The organism is Cupriavidus sp. 8B (assembly GCF_054589115.1).
Genome location: NZ_BAAILO010000150.1, coordinates 1 through 15,963, shown reverse-complemented (window position 1 = coordinate 15,963; position 15,963 = coordinate 1). Strand labels below are relative to the sequence as shown.

Genomic DNA, 15,963 nt, shown 5'->3' with positions numbered 1-15,963 from the left:
CGGGGGCTCCTACGCCTTGACCAGCTTGACGCGGCTGCCCGCGCGAAGGGTGCCGAGGTTGTTGCGCACCACCTTGGCACCGGCGGCCAGCCCGCTGGTGATTTCCACCAGCCCGCTCGCATCGTCGCGGATGCCAAGCTGGACCTGGCGTTCCGCCAGCACGTCATTCTCCACGCTGTAGACGAAGGCGCGCTCGCCATCGCTGCGCACCGCCGTGGCCGGCACCGCCACCACGCCGGCGTGGTGGCCGAGCACCAGCGCGCCCTGGGCGAACATGCCCGCGCGCAGGCGCGCCTCGGGATTGTCCACCCGCACATAGACCATGATGCTGCGCGTGCCCTGGCTTACCGCCGGGTTGATGCGCACCAGCTTGCCCTCGAAGCGGCCGCTGCCTTCCACATCGAGCTGCACGGCCTGGCCGATGGCAGCGCGAGCCACATCCGCCATGGGGATCGGCGCCTCGAGTTCCAGCGCGCGCAGGTCGACCACGTCGATCAGGCGCGTGTCGGGCGAGACCTTCTCGCCCGGCTGCACCGCGCGTGCGGCCACCAGGCCATCCAGCGGCGATTTGACGATGGTGTCGGCGAGCGCTTTCTGCGCGACTTCAAGGCCGCCTTGGGCGGCGTCGAGATTGGCGTGCGCCACGTCCAGGTTGCTCTGGAAGCTGTCGAAGGCGGTCTTGGAGATAAAGCCCTTGGCCACAAGGTCGCGGTTGCGCTCGAAGGTCTGCCTGGAATTCTCGTACTGGCCGCGCGCCGCCAGCATCTGCCCGCGCGCCTGCGCCACCTTGGCCTGGTACTCGGTCGCATCGATGCGCACGATGACCTGGCCGGCGCGCACGGCTTCGCCCTCGCGCACCAGCACCTGCTGCACCTCGCCCGAGACCTTGGCCTTGACCGAGGCCTGGTTGAGCGCCCGCAGCCCGCCCGAGAGCGGCAGCGACACGCGCAAGTCTTGCGTGGTGGCATCGACCAGGTCGGATTGCAGGAACTCCACCAACTCGGGCGCCCTGGCAGCCGGGGCAGCGCCGTGCTTGCCGTTGCTCGCCTTGCGCACGGCGGCAGCGGCGCTGAGCACGGCAATCACCGCGATGGTGGCGACCGCGGCGATCAGGATTTTCTTGCGTCGGGTCATGCTGTCTCCGGCGGCTGCGCCGGGGTCTCCCGCGCGGCCTGCTGCCCCTGCGCTTGTGCCAGGGCTTCTTGTTGTATCTGTTCCCAGACGTAGGGGCCGACCTTAGGTGGCAGCGGCGTATCGCGCGCCGCGCCGGTGGTCAGGCCGAACAGCAACATCTGAAGCAGGTTGTCGAGGAACGCCTCGGGGTCGATCTCGATGCGCGACGACGCGCTGAACGCACGCTGCCACAGCATCAGGAACATCAGCGGCGCGCAGATCAGCGTTGTGGTCGGGTTGGCCGGCATGTCTCGCAGCTCGCCACGCGCCACACCGCGCTTGAGCACGCGCGCGAACAACTCATCTCCCGGCAGCACCACTTCCTCATGGTAGAACTGGGCAATGTCAGGAAAATGGCTGGATTCGGCCATGATCAGCTTGGTCAGGCCGGCTACCGGCGTGGCCCCGACCAGGCCCCACCAGCCGCGCAGCAATTCCCTGAGCAACTCCGGCGTCGAGCCCTGGTAGTTCTCCACCAGGTCGATGCCCCTGGTCAGGGTCGGCACCAGGTTTTCACGCACTACCGTCTTGAACAGCTCTTCCTTATTAGCGAAGTACAAATACACCGTGCCCTTGGACACGCCAGCCGCGGCAGCGACATCTTCCAGCCGGGTGGCCGCATAGCCGCGTTCGACGAAGAGATCGAGTGCGGCAGCCACCAGTTCCTGTGGGCGCGCTGCCTTGCGGCGAGCCCAGCGTTTGGTGTTCGCGGATTCCTGATTCTGGCCTGGAGGATTTTTCACTGGGGCGCTGCGCACCTCTGCGGGCGGGCGCGCCGCGAGATTTGCTAATTAATAACTCTTGGGTCAGTAATGTAGTGGAGCGGAATCCGGCGGTCAAGCGCGGGGAGGGCCGCACGGCTTGGGGCACAATACGGGCTGCCGGGCGTCGTCCGCGCCTGAACCTTTGCCATGTCCCATCAGTCTGAACTCTCCTGCCGGCCCGATTGTGGCGCTTGTTGCACCGCGCCCTCCATCACCTCGCCGATTCCCGGCATGCCCGGCGGCAAGCCGGCCGGCGTACCCTGTGTGCAGTTGCTGCCCGACCGGCGCTGCGCGATTTTTGGCGAGCCCACGCGGCCGGCATTTTGCGCCGGGCTCAAGCCCTCTGCCGACATGTGCGGCGAAACCCGCGGGCACGCGCTGGCCTGGCTGACGCAGCTCGAGGTTGCCACCGCGCCTGGCCGCTCCGCCTGAACCCGCAAGGAACAAACAGATGATCATGATCACTCGCCGGCGTTGGCTGGCAGCAAGCGCAGTCGCCGCGCTGGCCGCGGCACTGGCCGGCTGCGGCATGATGGGCAACGACTACACCTTCTCGCAGAGCCAGCTGCAATCGGCCCTGGAGCGCAAGTTTCCGTTCAACAAACGCTACATGGAGCTGTTCGACATCCAGCTCGCCAACCCGCAGCTCACGCTCGATCCCAGCCGCAACCGCGTCAACGTGCAGTTCGACGCCACCGTGAACAACCGCCTGTTCTTCGGCGAGCCGCTGGCAGGCCGCTTCGCGCTGGACAGCGGCCTGCGCTACGACCCGGCCAGCCGCGCAGTGGTGCTGCAGGATCCGCAGGTCCAGCAGTTCGACGTCAAAGGCTTGCCGCCTCAATTCACGCGCCAGCTCAATGCGCTCGGCGGCATCCTTGCGGAGCAGTTGTTGCAGGGCTATCCGCTCTACACCTTCCGTCCCGACGAGCTGCGCCTCGCCGGCGCCAGTGTCGAACCCGGTACAATCACCGTTTTGCCCAACGGGATCAACGTCAAGATCAATCGTCCTTGATGACGCGCCACGCGCAGGCATGCGCTTTGCACAGCCACTCCGGTGTCATGGTCGTGGTGGATAGTCGTGATTCCTGGCGCCTGGTGCGTGGCTGATGGCATAGGGCTGACGGTTGTTCGTTTCCTTTTTGCTCGCTTGTCCTCGGCCTGTCCTTGGCTTTTCCTTTGCTCCTCCATTCAGCATTCCACTCATTCCAATCAGCATGGATATTGCCCTCGCCCTGAAAGCCGTGATCCTCGGCATCGTCGAAGGACTGACCGAGTTCCTGCCCATCTCCAGCACGGGCCACCTGATCCTCGCCGGCCAGCTGCTCGACTTCAATGATGAAAAAGGCAAGATCTTCGAGATCGTGATCCAGTTCGGCGCCATCCTGGCGGTTTGCTGGGAGTTCCGCCACCGCATCGCCACAGTGGTGGGCGGACTGGCCACCGATGAAAAGGCCCGGCGCTTTGCCATCAACGTGATCGTGGCCACCGTGCCGGCGATCGTGCTGGCGCTTGTATTCGGCAAGTGGATCAAGGCCCACTTGTTCAACCCGATCACCGTGGCCACCGCGTTTATCATTGGCGGTGTGGTGATCTTGTGGGCCGAATGGCGGGAAAGCCATCGCGGCCAGGTCTCCCACCCGCAAGGCAATGCGCTGCTGGAGGCCGCCAAGGCCGGCGCACCGCGCATCGAGTCGGTCGACGACCTGCACTGGCGCGATGCGATCAAGGTCGGGCTGGCGCAGTGTTTCGCGCTGATCCCGGGCACCTCGCGCTCCGGCGCCACCATCATCGGCGGCATGCTGTTCGGGCTGTCGCGCCAGGTGGCCACCGAGTTCTCCTTCTTCCTGGCGATCCCGGTGATCTTCGGCGCCACCGTCTACGAGCTGTACAAGTCCCGCGCGCTGCTGTCCGCCGACGACCTGGGCATCTTCGGCATCGGCTTCGTCTTTGCCTTTCTGTCCGCCTTCCTGTGCGTGCGCTGGCTGCTGCGCTTTGTCGCCACCCATGACTTCAAGCCGTTTGCCTGGTACCGGATCATCTTCGGCATCGTTGTGCTGGCGACCGCGTACTCGGGGCTGATCGCCTGGCATGCCTGAAGGTGGTAGTGTTGGATAGAGCCTGCGACTGCCGCAGGAATAAAAAAAGCGTGGCTCCAGGCCACGCTTTTTTCATGTGCGCCGGCTCTCGGCGCGGCCTTTGCGTTCAGGCCCGCTTGCGGAACACCACGTCCCACACGCCATGCCCCAGCCGCACACCGCGGCGTTCGAACTTGGTCACCGGGCGGTAGTCCGGCCGCGGCGCAAAGCCGTCGGCGGCGTCCGAGGTGTTGGCCAGGGCGGGCTCGCCTGACAGCACTTCCACCATCTGATGGGCATATTCTTCCCAGTCGGTCGCGCAGTGCAGGTAGCCGCCAGGCTTGAGGCGGTTGGCCAGCAGCTTGACCAGCGGCGGCTGCACCAGGCGCCGCTTGTTGTGGCGCTTCTTGTGCCACGGGTCCGGGAAGAAGATATGCACGCCGTCCAGGCAGGATTCCGTCAGCATATGCGCGATGACCTCTACGGCGTCATGCGGCATGATCCGCACATTGCCGATTTCGCGCTCGCCCAGCAGCTTGAGCAGGGCGCCCACGCCGGGCTCATGCACCTCGCAACCCAGGAAGTTGTCCTGGGGGCGCAGTTGCGCGATATGCGCGGTGGTCTCGCCCATGCCGAACCCGATCTCGAGGATCGCCGGCGCCGCGCGGCCAAACGAGGCCTCCCAATCAAGCGGCTGCGGTGCATAGGGCAGGATATAGCGCGGCCCCAGGTCATCGATGGCACGCTGCTGGCCGGTGGAGGTTCGTCCCGCGCGGCGCACGAAGGAACGGATACGGCGCGGATGCGCCACGTCGCTGCCGTCGGCAGCCTTGGCGGGCGCGTTGTCAGCGTCGTCGGCTGGCGTCGGGTCGGAACTGGGGTCTTGGGGGAGCATGGCAACAAAAAAGCCGCCGGGCGATCCTGATCGGGCATGCGACCAGTGGCGAAGGCGGCTCGTCTCAATCCGAGGTGGAGCGGGCGATGGGAATCGAACCCACGTCTTTAGCTTGGGAAGCTAAGGTAATGGCCATTATACGACGCCCGCGAATCCGCAATTCTATGCGGGAACTTGGGGGAAGTGCAAGGTGCTTCGGTGGCTAGTGGGGTGAAAAGTGTATCCACTTCTACAATTCGTGCTGGATGCGCTAGCTTCGCCGGCGACGACGGAAAGGTCAAACCTGCGACTGCAATAGGCTGCAAGAGGCCCAATCGCCAAAAGCAAATATGCCGTGTACGGCATAATGGCCGACGGACTGGGGCGTAGCGCATGGCAGTTCAAGAAACACGCCTGAACTAAGGTGAGGGGCCATGGAGCGCTGGCAACCTTGTCAAATTGAATTCTACAGATTATTCTGTCAGCACTTATCGCCGCTTTAGCGGCATTGACATCGACATTGGCGTTACGCGCCACGACAGGATGCGGCTCATGGGCTTGGGCGCTTTGGCACCGTAAGTGCTTCCCTTAGCCACCGTCCATCCATTTTTTGGGCCATCCGGGCGGGCTATCTAAGTCCGTCCAGCTCTCATCCCCCGCCTGCAATGATCCCCGTAGCGTCGCTGCGGGTATCCCTCCCGTTTTCCTGTCTTCTACCTCCTCCGCAACTTTCCCGAATCGTAGCCGAAGGGTTTTGCATGCCCTTGTACTCACGTCCACTCTTGCCATTTCGCTGTGGCCGTAAATCAGCAGCGTTGATAAGGGGTTCCAGGCCCTTCTCCCTAGTGATGTCCTCAGGACAGCCTGAGCAAGGCCGGACTGTATCCGGCGAGTTCGTCTGCACTCTCAAAGCAGACATCCAACCAACGGAACCCAACCGTTGCCAGTTGGGGAAGGTGATGAAGGTGGACGTGGGGGATAGCCTGTACCTAGTGCGATGGTCAGTTCGTGAAGCTGGACATCGATGACGATGGTACGAAGAAGGTCCGGCTGGCCCGGGCGAGATGTGGCTGGAGCAATGTTGCTACTTGCCGCCTCAGCCCCCGACATCGACGCTGTTGTAGCGCTCCACCTCACGTAGTCCCGGCATGTTGTCGCCAGAACGTCTGTGTGTGCCTGACGGGACGCACCGGCCCGCTGGTGGTGCCGAAGCTGTTCGCTGTACCCGTACCGCGTACCCGAGGGTCGCGGTGCCAGGGCTGGTTTAGCCAGCCGCAGTTAACACTGACCAAGTGAGGACCCTGTGAAGATCGATATTTTTGTGGACCTGATGCGCATGGTTGAGCGCAATCGGGATGGCTCGTATGCGACCCAGGCGGCCCGCAGGGAAGTCCTCGCGCAGGTGGCTCATGACCTCAAGGACATGGGCTTCCGAACGCTTCCTGCTACCGGGTTGAAGCCAAAGCATGTTGCCGCGCTGGTCAATCGTTGGCAGGCCTCCGGCATTGCTCTGGGCACCATGAAGAACCGTATGTCACATGTGCGGTGGTGGGCAGAGAAGGTCGGCAAGCAGAATTGCGTCCCGCGCACCAATGGCGAGCTGGGCATTGGCAGGCGCCGGTATGTGACCAACGTTTCGAAGGCACTGGTGCTGGCTTCGGGTGATATCGAGAAAATTACCGATGAGCGCCTGCGCTGTTCTGTCGAGTTGCAGCAGGCCTTTGGGTTGCGCCGAGAGGAGTGTCTCAAGTTTCAGCCGAGGTTTGCGCTGGCAGGCCTGACGCCGGATGTAGTACGGGAGATTCAGCTCAAGCCGACTTGGTGTAAGGGCGGCCGGGCACGTGCTGTGCCTGTCACGAATGAGCATCAGCGGGCTGTGCTTGCGCGTGCGGTAGCGCTCTGTGGAAGTGGCTCCATGATCCCGAAGAATCTCAAGTACGTCGACCAGCTCCACCGCTATGTCTGGGCTGTCGAGAAGGCTGGCATGTCTAAGTTACATGGCCTTCGGCATGAGTATGCCCAGCAGCGTTACCACCAGCTCACCGGCTGGCTTGCTCCTGCCGCGGGTGGTCCGGTGTCAGCACAGTTCACGCCGCAGCAGCGGGCCGTGGATCGTGCAGCACGGCTCCAGGTGTCTGCCGAGTTGGGCCACAATCGCGAGGAGATTACAGCCGTTTATCTAGGCCGCTAACGCGTTGTCGTGGCCTTGCTCGATGCTACTAGTGGGCCGTAAGGTTTGAACTGGGAGTAATTCGACGAGCGGAATCGAAGTTCTTCCACTTCACAGGTTTGGGCTGTTTGTTGTAGTGGCGGTAAATAGCGCATGAGCTTTCGTTTGAGATCGCTCACAGAGGTAAAGATGCCGCGGGGCGATGACATCTCGCTCGATCTTGGCGAACCTCAGTTCCACCTGATTGATTCATGACGAATACGTTGGAGTGAAATGCATATGCACGTTGGTGTGGTCGGCCAAGAATGCTTCAACCAGCTTGCTCTTGTGGGCGGAGAGGTTGTCGGCAATGACATGGATCTCTTTACCGCGAGGCTGATTGGCCACGATGTCAGTCAGAAACGCGACGAACTCTGCAGAGGTGTGCCTCGCAGCCGTCTTGCCAAGCACTTCACCCGTTCTCGTGTTGAATGCCGCATGGAGCGATAACGTGCCATGCCGGTAGTATTCGAAACCATGGCGCTCAGCCCGACCTGGCGAAAAGTGGCAGCACGGGATCTTTGCGATTCAGCGTCTGAACACCGGTTATACAGCGATCGGTAGGATATTAGCTTTCTTCAGAACAAGGTGGCGCCGAAACTTGCATCGCGCCAAGATACGCAGATTTGGTGGGGAAAAATGGTCAGCCGCGAGAACTCGCGTATGAAACCCGCATGAACAGTGGGTTTGGTCAGGCCGTTGCGGCTTGGGAAGTTAAGGTAATGGCCATTATACGACGCCCGCTAAGGCTTGCTGGAGGCGGGTTCTAGCATTGTTTCCGATGCCTTTCATGTTTCCGCGTCCGGCCGTTGATTGGCAAGTCGTTGAACAGGGCTTCCTCAGGCATTTGCCTTGGCGGTGCGTGGAAGCTTTGCTTGCACCCCGGCTAGACCGAGCAACAGCCCAATAATGCCGGCGTAGAAGACGATGTTCGCCTGATGCGCCATCGTCACTTGCGTCAGGCCGCTGATCAAACTTGCCATCACGACGCCAAGGCCAGCCCCACTGAGGCTGACGCCGAGCGCGTTGTCATTGCTGCGGCATGCGCGCAACGTCCGTAGAAACAGGACTGCAGGAATAAGGAATATACCCAGCAGCGCGAGCATGCCGGGTAGGCCGGTGGTTGCGGCAGCCTCCACCACGTCGTTGTGAGCGTGCTCCAGATTGCAGGCCGCGGACTTGGTGCTCTTGCAGAAGTCAGATGCATGCAGGATTCGGGCAAACTGCCCAACGCCTACGCCCATCCAAGGGTGCGTGGTGATCGACTTTGCCGCGATTCTCCATACCTCCAGGCGCGCGCCGGCGGATGTTTCCACATCCCCTTTCTCGAACTGCCCGACCTCGTTGCGCACCTGATCAATTTTCTGCGCTACAGGACCGCCAGGAATCAGATAGGCGCCAACGCCCAACGCTGCAAAAAGCGCTATTGCAGCAAAGAACCTTGCAGCGCTCAGTCCGCGGTACCGGACAAAGAGCAGTGGAAGCGCGGTGAGAAGCATGGCGAGCGTTGCCCCTCGTGTCCCGTTCAAGAACAGGATCATCGCTGCAAGCACAAGGTTCACCCAGGCCAACGCGTGCGCGCAACGACTGGTGCCCGGTCGAGCAAAGCCGACTAAACCAAGCGCGGCGACCATGTTGGCGAACGCAATGGCCTGTGTCCACGCGGACGGTCGTTCCTCGCCTAGCGTGTAGTGCTGAATGGCGACGATTGCGAGACTAGCTACCAGTGCGATGGTGATCCCACGCCAGATTGCGGTGGGATCCGGGACCGTGCGCATGAACACCACGCAGGCCAGTAGGGCAAGTAGAATTCTTGACGGGTTGTCGATGACGTTCCACGGCACGCCGAAGTACAGCTTTGATCCCAGGTAGACGACCATCAGGGCCAGAATGGCCAGGCTCAAGGGATTGAGCAGATCACGGTATGTCCCCCAGGTCTTGGCCATTCGGTGGCCGCCGCATAACGCTAGCACTACCACCGCGGCCAGAAAGATCCCTGAACCACGTGGCACACAGAGAAGAAGAATTGGAAATGCCAGAACCAGGGCGCTGGCAAAGGTAGCCAGCTTCGTTGCTCGAAACGTCATAAACTCTGCTTGACTCTCAATAGCGGCGGAACCCCCGTCGCGACCGCGCGATTATAGTGGATAGGATCGCAGGTGGCCCCAGGGGGCCGGGGAGCTGCGAGCCACAGGTCGAACCGCCGCGCCAAGCTTCAGGATGCAGGCCAGCAAGTTCTGATAGACAGAACACCCGGCGCCTAGAGGGCATCTACCGCGAATGGGGCCAGCATCGAGGATCGCGTCGGGAAATGGCTTGTCCACTGTCCGACGCGGCTCCCGCGTGACCGAGCCGCGCTCTGCCGAAGCGTCCGGGAAAACTCGATAGCGCGCTTGACCCTATTGAGCCAGCCGCAGCCGGCAGACCGCCGCTTCTTCCCGGCCTGGCGCGAGCCAGCGCAACCCTGTGCCGTGGTGGATGGCGTTGGGCAGGCCGAGCCAGGGTTCCACGCAGTAGAAGTCGGAGTCGGCGCGCTCCGACCAGGTGGTGACCGCGAACCACGGCGTGCTGCCCGGCGTATCCAGCTCGATCACCAGCTTGCGGCCATGCGGGGCGGTGGCATCGGGCGGCGTGGCCAGCGTGCAGTTGCGCGGCGCTGCAGCCTGTGCCTGCAGTACGTGAAAGGTGTCTTGCAGGCGTGGGTCGTCGAGCCGATAGGTCTCGGCGCCTTGGCCGTTCAACTCCAGCGAGCCGTCGGGGCGCTGGCGCATCCGTTGCGCGGCCGGCATGGCCAGCGTGGAAGCGGCGCGCGCCTGGTGGGCAAGCGGGAAGTAGAAGTGATGGCCAGCGTAGTAAGGCAGCGCCTGCTCGCCGGCATTGCTCGTGCGCAACGTGGCTTCGAGGCCGTCGTCGAGCAGCCGGTAGGTGACCTCGAACAGGAACTCGAAGGGGTAGGCCGCGCGCGTTGCGTCCGACGCTTGCAACGTCATGGTCAGGCTGCGTCCCGCCTCAAACTGCTTGACCGCGAAGGGCAGGTCGCGTGCGAAGCCGTGGACCGGCAGCGCCCGCACGGTGCCGCTGGCGTCTTTCCATGCGCCGGGCACGCCGTCGACGAAGTGCCTGGCAATAAAGGGGAACAAGATTGGGTTGCCGCCTCGCACGCGGGCGAGCTGGGACCAGTCGGCGTTCTCCGGCCAGTAAAGGATGTCCTCGCCGCGATGCACCCAGCGCACCAGGCGGGCGCCAAACTCCGGGGCGAGCAGCAAGAAACTGGAATCGTCTCCGACCCGGATCAGTTCCTGGCCTTGGAAATGCATAGAATTGAGAGGCGGCATGCAAGTTACGGCGGGAGTGGACATCGCTGCATGATAGCCGTCAACGCGCCGTGCCGCGGCACCGGCCCGGTGCCCGCCAGCGCCCTCGACGAGTGCAGAAGCGTCGGGCGATCATCCGGCGTGCGCCTTGCGCAGCGATCGGCGCGCCACATTCGGATCGGTTCTCGCCGCTTCCGGTGCTGCCGTGGGCAGGCCGGGCGCTGGCGTGAATGTTGCGTCGCAGCGCAGAGCGTGTCCCCCAGCGAAAGGAGCTTGTCATGGCCGAGTCCCTCAGCAAGTCCACCGCGTCCGCCGGCGATGCCGCTAAGGACGCCTCTCCCACGAAGTTCTCCCACGTGCGCCCGCAAGACACCGCCTTCGTCGACCAGGGTTTGCGCGATTTCTTCCTGTATCGCGACCTGGGCATCGCCGAGGCCACCGGCGGCAAGCTGCTGGTGCAGCTGGTCAAGGCCAACCAGCCGCCCGAGCAAGGCACAGGCTGGCACCGGCACGAGGCGCAGTTCCATGTGGTGCTGATGCTCAAGGGCTGGGCCCGCTTTATGTACGAGGACAAGGAGACGCTGGTGGCGACCGGCGATTGCGTGCACCAGCGCCCCGGCATCACGCATTTCCTGTTCGACTACTCGCCGGATATGGAGTACCTGGAGATCGTGGGGCCAGCGGATTTTGGCACCGTCGAAGTCGAGGGCCCGTGCGCGGTGCCGGCGGTGACGCCGTGGCCGGCGGACCACGACGCCGCTTAAGCCGCCTTGCCGCGCCGCGCGGCCTTATGCGTTCGGCCTTGTGTGTTCAACATCACGCGTTCATATGGACGGCGTTGCGCACTAGCGGATAAACCTGCGAATCCCAGCGCTTGCCATTGAACACGCCGTAATGCCCCACGCCGGTTTGCACGTGGTGCATGCGCATATAGGGCCGCAGGCTGCCGCACAGTTCCTGCGCGGCCATGGTCTGCCCGATGGCGCAGATATCGTCGCGCTCGCCCTCCACCGTGAGGAGTGCCGTGCGGTGGATCGCGTGCGGGTTCACGCGGCGCCCGCCGACGTCCAGCAGGCCCTGTGCCAGCAGGAATTCCTGGAACACCATGCTCACGGTCTCCAGATAGAACTCAGCGGTCAGGTCCATGGTGGCGAAGTATTCTTCGTAGAACACCTGGATGGCATCCGCGCGATCATGCTGGCCGTTGGCACGCAGATCATAGAGGTCGCGGAAGGCCTGCTGGTGGCGCTCGCTGTTCATGCTCATGAAGGCAATCAGTTGCATGAAGCCGGGATACACGCGACGCATCGCGCCGGCAAAGCGAAACGGCACGTAGCTGGTGAGCGAGCGCTCGAACCATTCGATGGGCTGGCTGGTGGCGAGCTCATTGACCTTGGTCGGGTTGATGCGCGCGTCGATGGGGCCGGCCATCAGGATCAGGCTCGGCGGCTGTGCCGGATCGCTATCCTCGGCCATCAACGCCACGGCGGCGAGCGCGGCCACGGTGGGCTGGCATACCGCCATCAGGTGTGTGCCGCCGCCAAGCGCGCGCAGGAAATCCATCAGGTGGTAGACGTACTCGTCAAAGCCAAAGCGGCCATGCGCCAGCGAGATGTCGCGCGGGTTGTGCCAGTCGGTGATATAGACATCGTGATCGCGCAGCATGGTCTGCACGGTGCCACGCAGCAGCGTGGCAAAGTGGCCCGACATCGGCGCCACCAGCAGCACGCGCGGCTGGCCCGAGACGCCGTGCTTGCGAAAGTGCAGCAGTGAGCAGAACGGCGTGCTCCCGGTCACTTCCTCCGTGACCTGTACCGGTGTGCCGTTCACCATCACGCTGTCGATGGCGAAGGGCGGGCGATGGTGCGTCAACCGGCTCAGCGCCAGCACGTCGCAGGCCGCGCGCGTGGCGCGCATCGGCTCGCTGCCTGCCAGGCGCGGGTTGGCGGCAAGGGTGCTCGACACCATGTCGGCCATGCAGCATGCGGGCTGCATGAGATCCGCATAAGTCTGGTACACCTGATACAGCATGGCTCGCCCCCTTTTATGCGTTCACCTCATCAGCCGCAATATGCGTGCCACGGCCGCTCCAGTTGGCATGAGGCTTGCGGGCCTGCCCGTATAGCGGAACGGGGTGACCTGTTCTGGTTCGTATGCGGCGCAAGCGGCGCGCGCGAACGACGCACGCGGATCTTCGCCAGTACATCTGCCTCATGCTGGTGCCGCGCGGCGCACTGTGCCGGTGCCGCCTTGGCCGCAGCACGTCCGGACCATGGAATGGCGTACCCGATGCACACCGGCTTCAGGCTCGGCGCATGCCTTTGCATCCCGTCAAGGTAAGCGCAAGCAGGACTAATGTTCCCGCCATGATGTAGTACAAATTCATAGTAGAAGCAGCTAGCACAAAGCACACAACGCATAGCGCGACACTGCAGCGAGAGGCACGGGCGCACCGTCTGCTGGCACACAGATGACGGGGTTCGCCCGCCATGCAACGGCTTTTCCAGGTGGCAAGGAGGCGGGATGGCAAGGACGACACTCACCATCAGCAGTAAGACGTATTCATCGTGGTCGCTGCGCGGCTGGCTGCTGGTGCGCTTCGCGGGGCTGGAATTCGAGGAGGTGCTGGTGCCCCCCGACGACGCCGCGGCGCGCGCGGAAATCCTGCTGCTGTCGCCTTCGATCCTCGTTCCACGCCTGCTGCATCAGGGCGTGACAGTGTGGGACACGCTGGCCATCGCCGAGTATCTCAACGAGGTCCGCCCCAAGGCCGGACTGCTGCCGGATGATCGCGCCGCGCGCGCGCATTGCCGCGCCATCTGCGGCGAGATGCACTCGGGCTTCGCCGCCATGCGCGCGGCGTTGCCGATGAACCTGAAGGGGCATTTTCCTGGCTTCAAGGTGTGGTCGCGCGCGCAGGCCGACATCGACCGTATCACGCAGATCTGGACCGAGTGCCTGACGCAATACGGCGGCCCCTACCTGTTTGGTGCGACGCGCACCATGGCCGATGCGATGTACGCGCCGGTGGTGACGCGCTTCGTGACCTACGGCGTGATGCTGGATCCGGCGCCGGTGGAGTACTGCAAGCAGATACTCGCCATGCCCGAGTTGCAGGAATGGATTGCCGCGGCGAAGAAGGAGCCCGACGAAATCAGCGAACTCGAAGTGGAGTTCTGACCTTCTTGCCAGGAGATGGAAGAGGGCGCACCGCGGCGTTTTGCGCCGCGGTGCGCCCTTGTTCGTTTCACACCGCCGCGGATTCGCTGGCGCGCGCCGCGATAAAGCGCTCGGCGTAGGCGAAGTACCAGTCCAGCGTTCCCGGGTTGGCCATGGCGTCGCGGTTGGCGATCTTGTCGGGCGGGTGGCCCAGCAGCAGCTTCTTGATGGGCACTTCCATCTTCTTGCCCGACAGCGTGCGCGGCACGCCGGGCACCTGCAGGATCTCGTTGGGCACATGGCGTGAGGACAGCGCGCAGCGGATGCGCGCGCGCATGGTGTCACGCAATGCATCGTCCAGGACCATGCCCTCGCGCAGCACCACGAACAGCGGCATGTACGAATCGCGCCCCAGGTATTCGAGGTCCACCACCATGCTGTCGAGCACTTCCGGCAGGTCCTCCACCACGCGGTACAGCTCGCTGGTGCCCATGCGGATGCCGTGGCGGTTGATGGTTGCGTCCGAGCGGCCGTAGATGATGGCGCCGCCGTGCGCGGTGATCTTGATCCAGTCACCGTGGCGCCACACGCCGGGATAGGTGTCGAAGTAGCTGTCACGGTAACGCTGCCCGTCCGTGTCGCCCCAGAGGAACAGCGGCATCGACGGCATGGGCGCCGTGCAGACCAGCTCGCCCACTTCGCCCACCAGCGCGTTGCCCGCTTCGTCGAAGGCTTCGACTTTCGCACCCAGGCAGCGGCACTGCATCTCGCCCGAGTAGACCGGCAGGATCGGGCAGCCTGCCACGAACGAGCCGGCGAAGTCGGTGCCGCCGCTCATCGGCGCAAGCCAGATGTCCGCGCCCACGTGGCGGTAGATCCAGTCATAGGCTTCGGCCGGCAGCGGCGAGCCGGTCGAGCCGAGCGCGCGCAGCCGGGAAAGGTCGGCCAGGCGGGCGGGTTCGATCCCCGCCTTCATGCCGGCGGTGAAGAACGCCGCGCCCGCGCCAAAGGCGGTGACGCGGGCGGCGTCCACGAAGCGCCAAAGCACACCGCCATCGGGCCACGCGGGATTGCCGTCGTAGAGTGCGATGGTGCTGCCCAGCAGCAGGCCTGCGATCTGCGCGTTCCACATGATCCAGCCGCTGCTGCTGTACCAATGGAAGACGTCGTCCGGCCCGAGGTTGTTGTGAAAGGCCATCAGCTTGAGCTGCTCGATGACGATCCCGCCGTGGCCATGCACGATGGGCTTGGGCATGCCGGTGGTGCCTGACGAATAGACGATCCACAGCGGGTGGTCGAACGGCACGGACTCGATCGCCAGCGCCACGCTATGCGCCAGCACCGCCTGCCATGTGTGGCGGCGCACGTTGGCGGGGAGCGGGATGGCGTCCGGGCCGGCCTGCGCATCGGCATGCTCGCCCGGCACCAGCACCAGGTCCGTGAGCGAGGGCAGGGCGGCGGCCAGGTCGGCCAGCACCGGTGCCCGGTCGTAGGGCTTGCCGCCGTAACGGTAGCCATCGACTGCGATCAGCACCTTGGGCTCAATCTGGCGGAAGCGGTCGATTACCGCGACCTGGCCCATGTCGGGCGCGCAGCCCGACCAGGTCGCGCCCAGGCTGGCGGTGGCCAGGAAGGCGACGACGGTGGCGGGAATGTTCGGCAGGTAGCCCACCACGCGGTCACCGCGCGCCACGCCCATGCCGCGCAAGGCATGCGCCAGCGAGGCAACCTGCTGCTCCAGCGCATCCCAGCTCAGGTCGGTGACCGCGATGGATTCACCGGCGTAGCGGATGGCCGTGCGCTGGCGCGCGGCGCCGCTGCCGGCATGGCGGAACACCTGCTGCACATAGTTGAGGCTGGCGCCTTCGAACCAGCGCGCACCGGGCATCTGGGCGCTGGCGAGCACGCGCGTGGGCGGGGTGTCGAAGCGCAGGTCGAAATAGGCGCGGATGGCGTCCCAGAAGGCTTCCAGGTCGGTCACCGACCACTGCCACAGCGCGGCGTAATCGGCAAAGGCGAGGCCGCGCTCGCTCTCCAGCCAGCCCATGAAGTGCGCAATGCGGCTGCCGTCGCGGAACGCCGGCGATGGCGTCCACATCAGTTGCCCTTCTTCAAGGGTCGTCATGTCTGTTCCATAAAATCTGCTCAAAGTTGAGCATTGGATTTATCCGCACTTCGTTGACGCGGCTTGCGCCGCCCAACTGAAGCCCCTTGACGCTCAGTTGCGCCGGAGGAGCGCGCGAGCAGAATCTGCTTCACCTGGAGGTGAGGCATATACCGGGTAATGTCCCGGTCGTGTATCCTGTCCCGCACGTTCCGCGCTGCATTGGTATCCGCCTGAAGAACGTCCCCGTTGGCACGGTAAAACTTGTCGCCCTCGCGCTTGCCTTGCAGC

Annotated in this window: 13 protein-coding genes, 1 tRNA gene and 2 pseudogenes; 6 read left to right on the top strand and 10 right to left on the bottom strand. The window is 64.0% G+C overall.

Annotated features, from left to right (window positions below):
- Window positions 1-9 precede the first annotated feature (9 nt).
- Window positions 10-1,134: an efflux RND transporter periplasmic adaptor subunit gene (locus ACYP5B_RS15270; RefSeq protein ID WP_459570273.1), complete on the bottom strand. Its 1,125-nt coding sequence runs from the start codon at window positions 1,132-1,134 to the stop codon at window positions 10-12.
- Window positions 1,131-1,916: a TetR/AcrR family transcriptional regulator gene (locus ACYP5B_RS15265; protein ID WP_267604034.1), complete on the bottom strand. Its 786-nt coding sequence runs from the start codon at window positions 1,914-1,916 to the stop codon at window positions 1,131-1,133. Before ACYP5B_RS15265 ends, ACYP5B_RS15270 begins: the two co-directional genes overlap by 4 nt.
- A gap of 168 nt (window positions 1,917-2,084) precedes the next feature.
- Here ACYP5B_RS15265 and ACYP5B_RS15260 point away from each other — a divergent pair, with 168 nt between their 5' ends.
- From ACYP5B_RS15260 to ACYP5B_RS15250, 3 genes are all read left to right on the top strand, one after another.
- Window positions 2,085-2,369 carry a YkgJ family cysteine cluster protein gene (locus tag ACYP5B_RS15260; protein WP_459570272.1) on the top strand — a complete coding sequence of 95 codons (285 nt, stop codon included), beginning with the start codon at window positions 2,085-2,087 and terminating at the stop codon, window positions 2,367-2,369.
- A gap of 19 nt (window positions 2,370-2,388) precedes the next feature.
- Window positions 2,389-2,949: a DUF1439 domain-containing protein gene (locus ACYP5B_RS15255; RefSeq protein ID WP_459570271.1), complete on the top strand. Its 561-nt coding sequence runs from the start codon at window positions 2,389-2,391 to the stop codon at window positions 2,947-2,949.
- Window positions 2,950-3,151: 202 nt separating this feature from the next.
- A complete protein-coding gene (locus ACYP5B_RS15250; RefSeq protein WP_459570270.1) occupies window positions 3,152-4,033 on the top strand; it encodes an undecaprenyl-diphosphate phosphatase in 882 nt (293 codons plus the stop codon).
- Between the two features lie 106 nt (window positions 4,034-4,139).
- Here the strand turns inward: ACYP5B_RS15250 and trmB are convergent, their stop codons facing one another.
- Window positions 4,140-4,907, bottom strand: a complete 768-nt coding sequence (gene trmB / locus ACYP5B_RS15245) for a tRNA (guanosine(46)-N7)-methyltransferase TrmB (RefSeq protein ID WP_459570269.1) — start codon at window positions 4,905-4,907, stop codon at window positions 4,140-4,142.
- Between the two features lie 75 nt (window positions 4,908-4,982).
- A tRNA-Gly gene (locus tag ACYP5B_RS15240) sits at window positions 4,983-5,057 on the bottom strand.
- 1,159 nt (window positions 5,058-6,216) lie between these two features.
- Between ACYP5B_RS15240 and ACYP5B_RS15235 the strand changes: the two genes are divergently transcribed.
- Entirely contained in the window at window positions 6,217-7,077 is an 861-nt protein-coding gene (locus tag ACYP5B_RS15235) for a phage integrase N-terminal domain-containing protein (RefSeq protein ID WP_459570309.1), read from the top strand.
- Window positions 7,078-7,105: 28 nt separating this feature from the next.
- On the opposite strand, the pseudogene ACYP5B_RS15230 reads toward ACYP5B_RS15235, so the two are convergent.
- The 3 genes and pseudogenes from ACYP5B_RS15230 to ACYP5B_RS15220 form a co-directional block, all read right to left on the bottom strand.
- Window positions 7,106-7,642 (bottom strand): annotated as a pseudogene (locus ACYP5B_RS15230) (IS630 family transposase); the annotation flags it as partial.
- Window positions 7,643-7,934: 292 nt separating this feature from the next.
- Complete coding sequence (locus ACYP5B_RS15225) at window positions 7,935-9,182, bottom strand: O-antigen ligase family protein (protein WP_459570268.1); 1,248 nt, start codon at window positions 9,180-9,182, stop codon at window positions 7,935-7,937.
- Between the two features lie 312 nt (window positions 9,183-9,494).
- On the bottom strand, window positions 9,495-10,430 hold the full coding sequence (locus tag ACYP5B_RS15220) for an aldose epimerase family protein (RefSeq protein ID WP_459570267.1): 936 nt from the start codon (window positions 10,428-10,430) through the stop codon (window positions 9,495-9,497).
- Between the two features lie 257 nt (window positions 10,431-10,687).
- Between ACYP5B_RS15220 and ACYP5B_RS15215 the strand changes: the two genes are divergently transcribed.
- Window positions 10,688-11,173, top strand: a complete 486-nt coding sequence (locus tag ACYP5B_RS15215) for a cupin domain-containing protein (protein ID WP_459570266.1) — start codon at window positions 10,688-10,690, stop codon at window positions 11,171-11,173.
- 52 nt (window positions 11,174-11,225) lie between these two features.
- Here ACYP5B_RS15215 and ACYP5B_RS15210 read toward each other — a convergent pair whose 3' ends face one another.
- Window positions 11,226-12,440, bottom strand: coding sequence for a polyhydroxyalkanoate depolymerase (locus ACYP5B_RS15210; RefSeq protein ID WP_459570265.1), 1,215 nt, complete (start codon window positions 12,438-12,440; stop codon window positions 11,226-11,228).
- Between the two features lie 492 nt (window positions 12,441-12,932).
- On the opposite strand from ACYP5B_RS15210, the gene ACYP5B_RS15205 reads away from it, so the two are divergent.
- Entirely contained in the window at window positions 12,933-13,589 is a 657-nt protein-coding gene (locus ACYP5B_RS15205; protein ID WP_267604017.1) for a glutathione S-transferase family protein, read from the top strand.
- A 67-nt stretch (window positions 13,590-13,656) separates the two neighbouring features.
- Here ACYP5B_RS15205 and ACYP5B_RS15200 read toward each other — a convergent pair whose 3' ends face one another.
- Window positions 13,657-15,693, bottom strand: a complete 2,037-nt coding sequence (locus ACYP5B_RS15200; protein WP_459570264.1) for an acetoacetate--CoA ligase — start codon at window positions 15,691-15,693, stop codon at window positions 13,657-13,659.
- A gap of 20 nt (window positions 15,694-15,713) precedes the next feature.
- Window positions 15,714-15,963, bottom strand: a pseudogene (locus ACYP5B_RS15195) (transposase); the annotation flags it as partial.

What these genes read in the sequence shown, in the direction of transcription:
- ACYP5B_RS15270 (WP_459570273.1), bottom strand. Translation starts at nt 1,134, where the DNA reads ATGACCCGACGCAAGAAAATCCTGATCGCCGCGGTCGCCACCATCGCG.
- ACYP5B_RS15260 (WP_459570272.1), top strand. Translation starts at nt 2,085, where the DNA reads ATGTCCCATCAGTCTGAACTCTCCTGCCGGCCCGATTGTGGCGCTTGT.
- ACYP5B_RS15255 (WP_459570271.1), top strand. Translation starts at nt 2,389, where the DNA reads ATGATCATGATCACTCGCCGGCGTTGGCTGGCAGCAAGCGCAGTCGCC.
- ACYP5B_RS15250 (WP_459570270.1), top strand. Translation starts at nt 3,152, where the DNA reads ATGGATATTGCCCTCGCCCTGAAAGCCGTGATCCTCGGCATCGTCGAA.
- trmB (WP_459570269.1), bottom strand. Translation starts at nt 4,907, where the DNA reads ATGCTCCCCCAAGACCCCAGTTCCGACCCGACGCCAGCCGACGACGCT.
- ACYP5B_RS15235 (WP_459570309.1), top strand. Translation starts at nt 6,217, where the DNA reads ATGCGCATGGTTGAGCGCAATCGGGATGGCTCGTATGCGACCCAGGCG.
- ACYP5B_RS15225 (WP_459570268.1), bottom strand. Translation starts at nt 9,182, where the DNA reads ATGACGTTTCGAGCAACGAAGCTGGCTACCTTTGCCAGCGCCCTGGTT.
- ACYP5B_RS15220 (WP_459570267.1), bottom strand. Translation starts at nt 10,430, where the DNA reads ATGCCGCCTCTCAATTCTATGCATTTCCAAGGCCAGGAACTGATCCGG.
- ACYP5B_RS15215 (WP_459570266.1), top strand. Translation starts at nt 10,688, where the DNA reads ATGGCCGAGTCCCTCAGCAAGTCCACCGCGTCCGCCGGCGATGCCGCT.
- ACYP5B_RS15210 (WP_459570265.1), bottom strand. Translation starts at nt 12,440, where the DNA reads ATGCTGTATCAGGTGTACCAGACTTATGCGGATCTCATGCAGCCCGCA.
- ACYP5B_RS15205 (WP_267604017.1), top strand. Translation starts at nt 12,933, where the DNA reads ATGGCAAGGACGACACTCACCATCAGCAGTAAGACGTATTCATCGTGG.
- ACYP5B_RS15200 (WP_459570264.1), bottom strand. Translation starts at nt 15,693, where the DNA reads ATGACGACCCTTGAAGAAGGGCAACTGATGTGGACGCCATCGCCGGCG.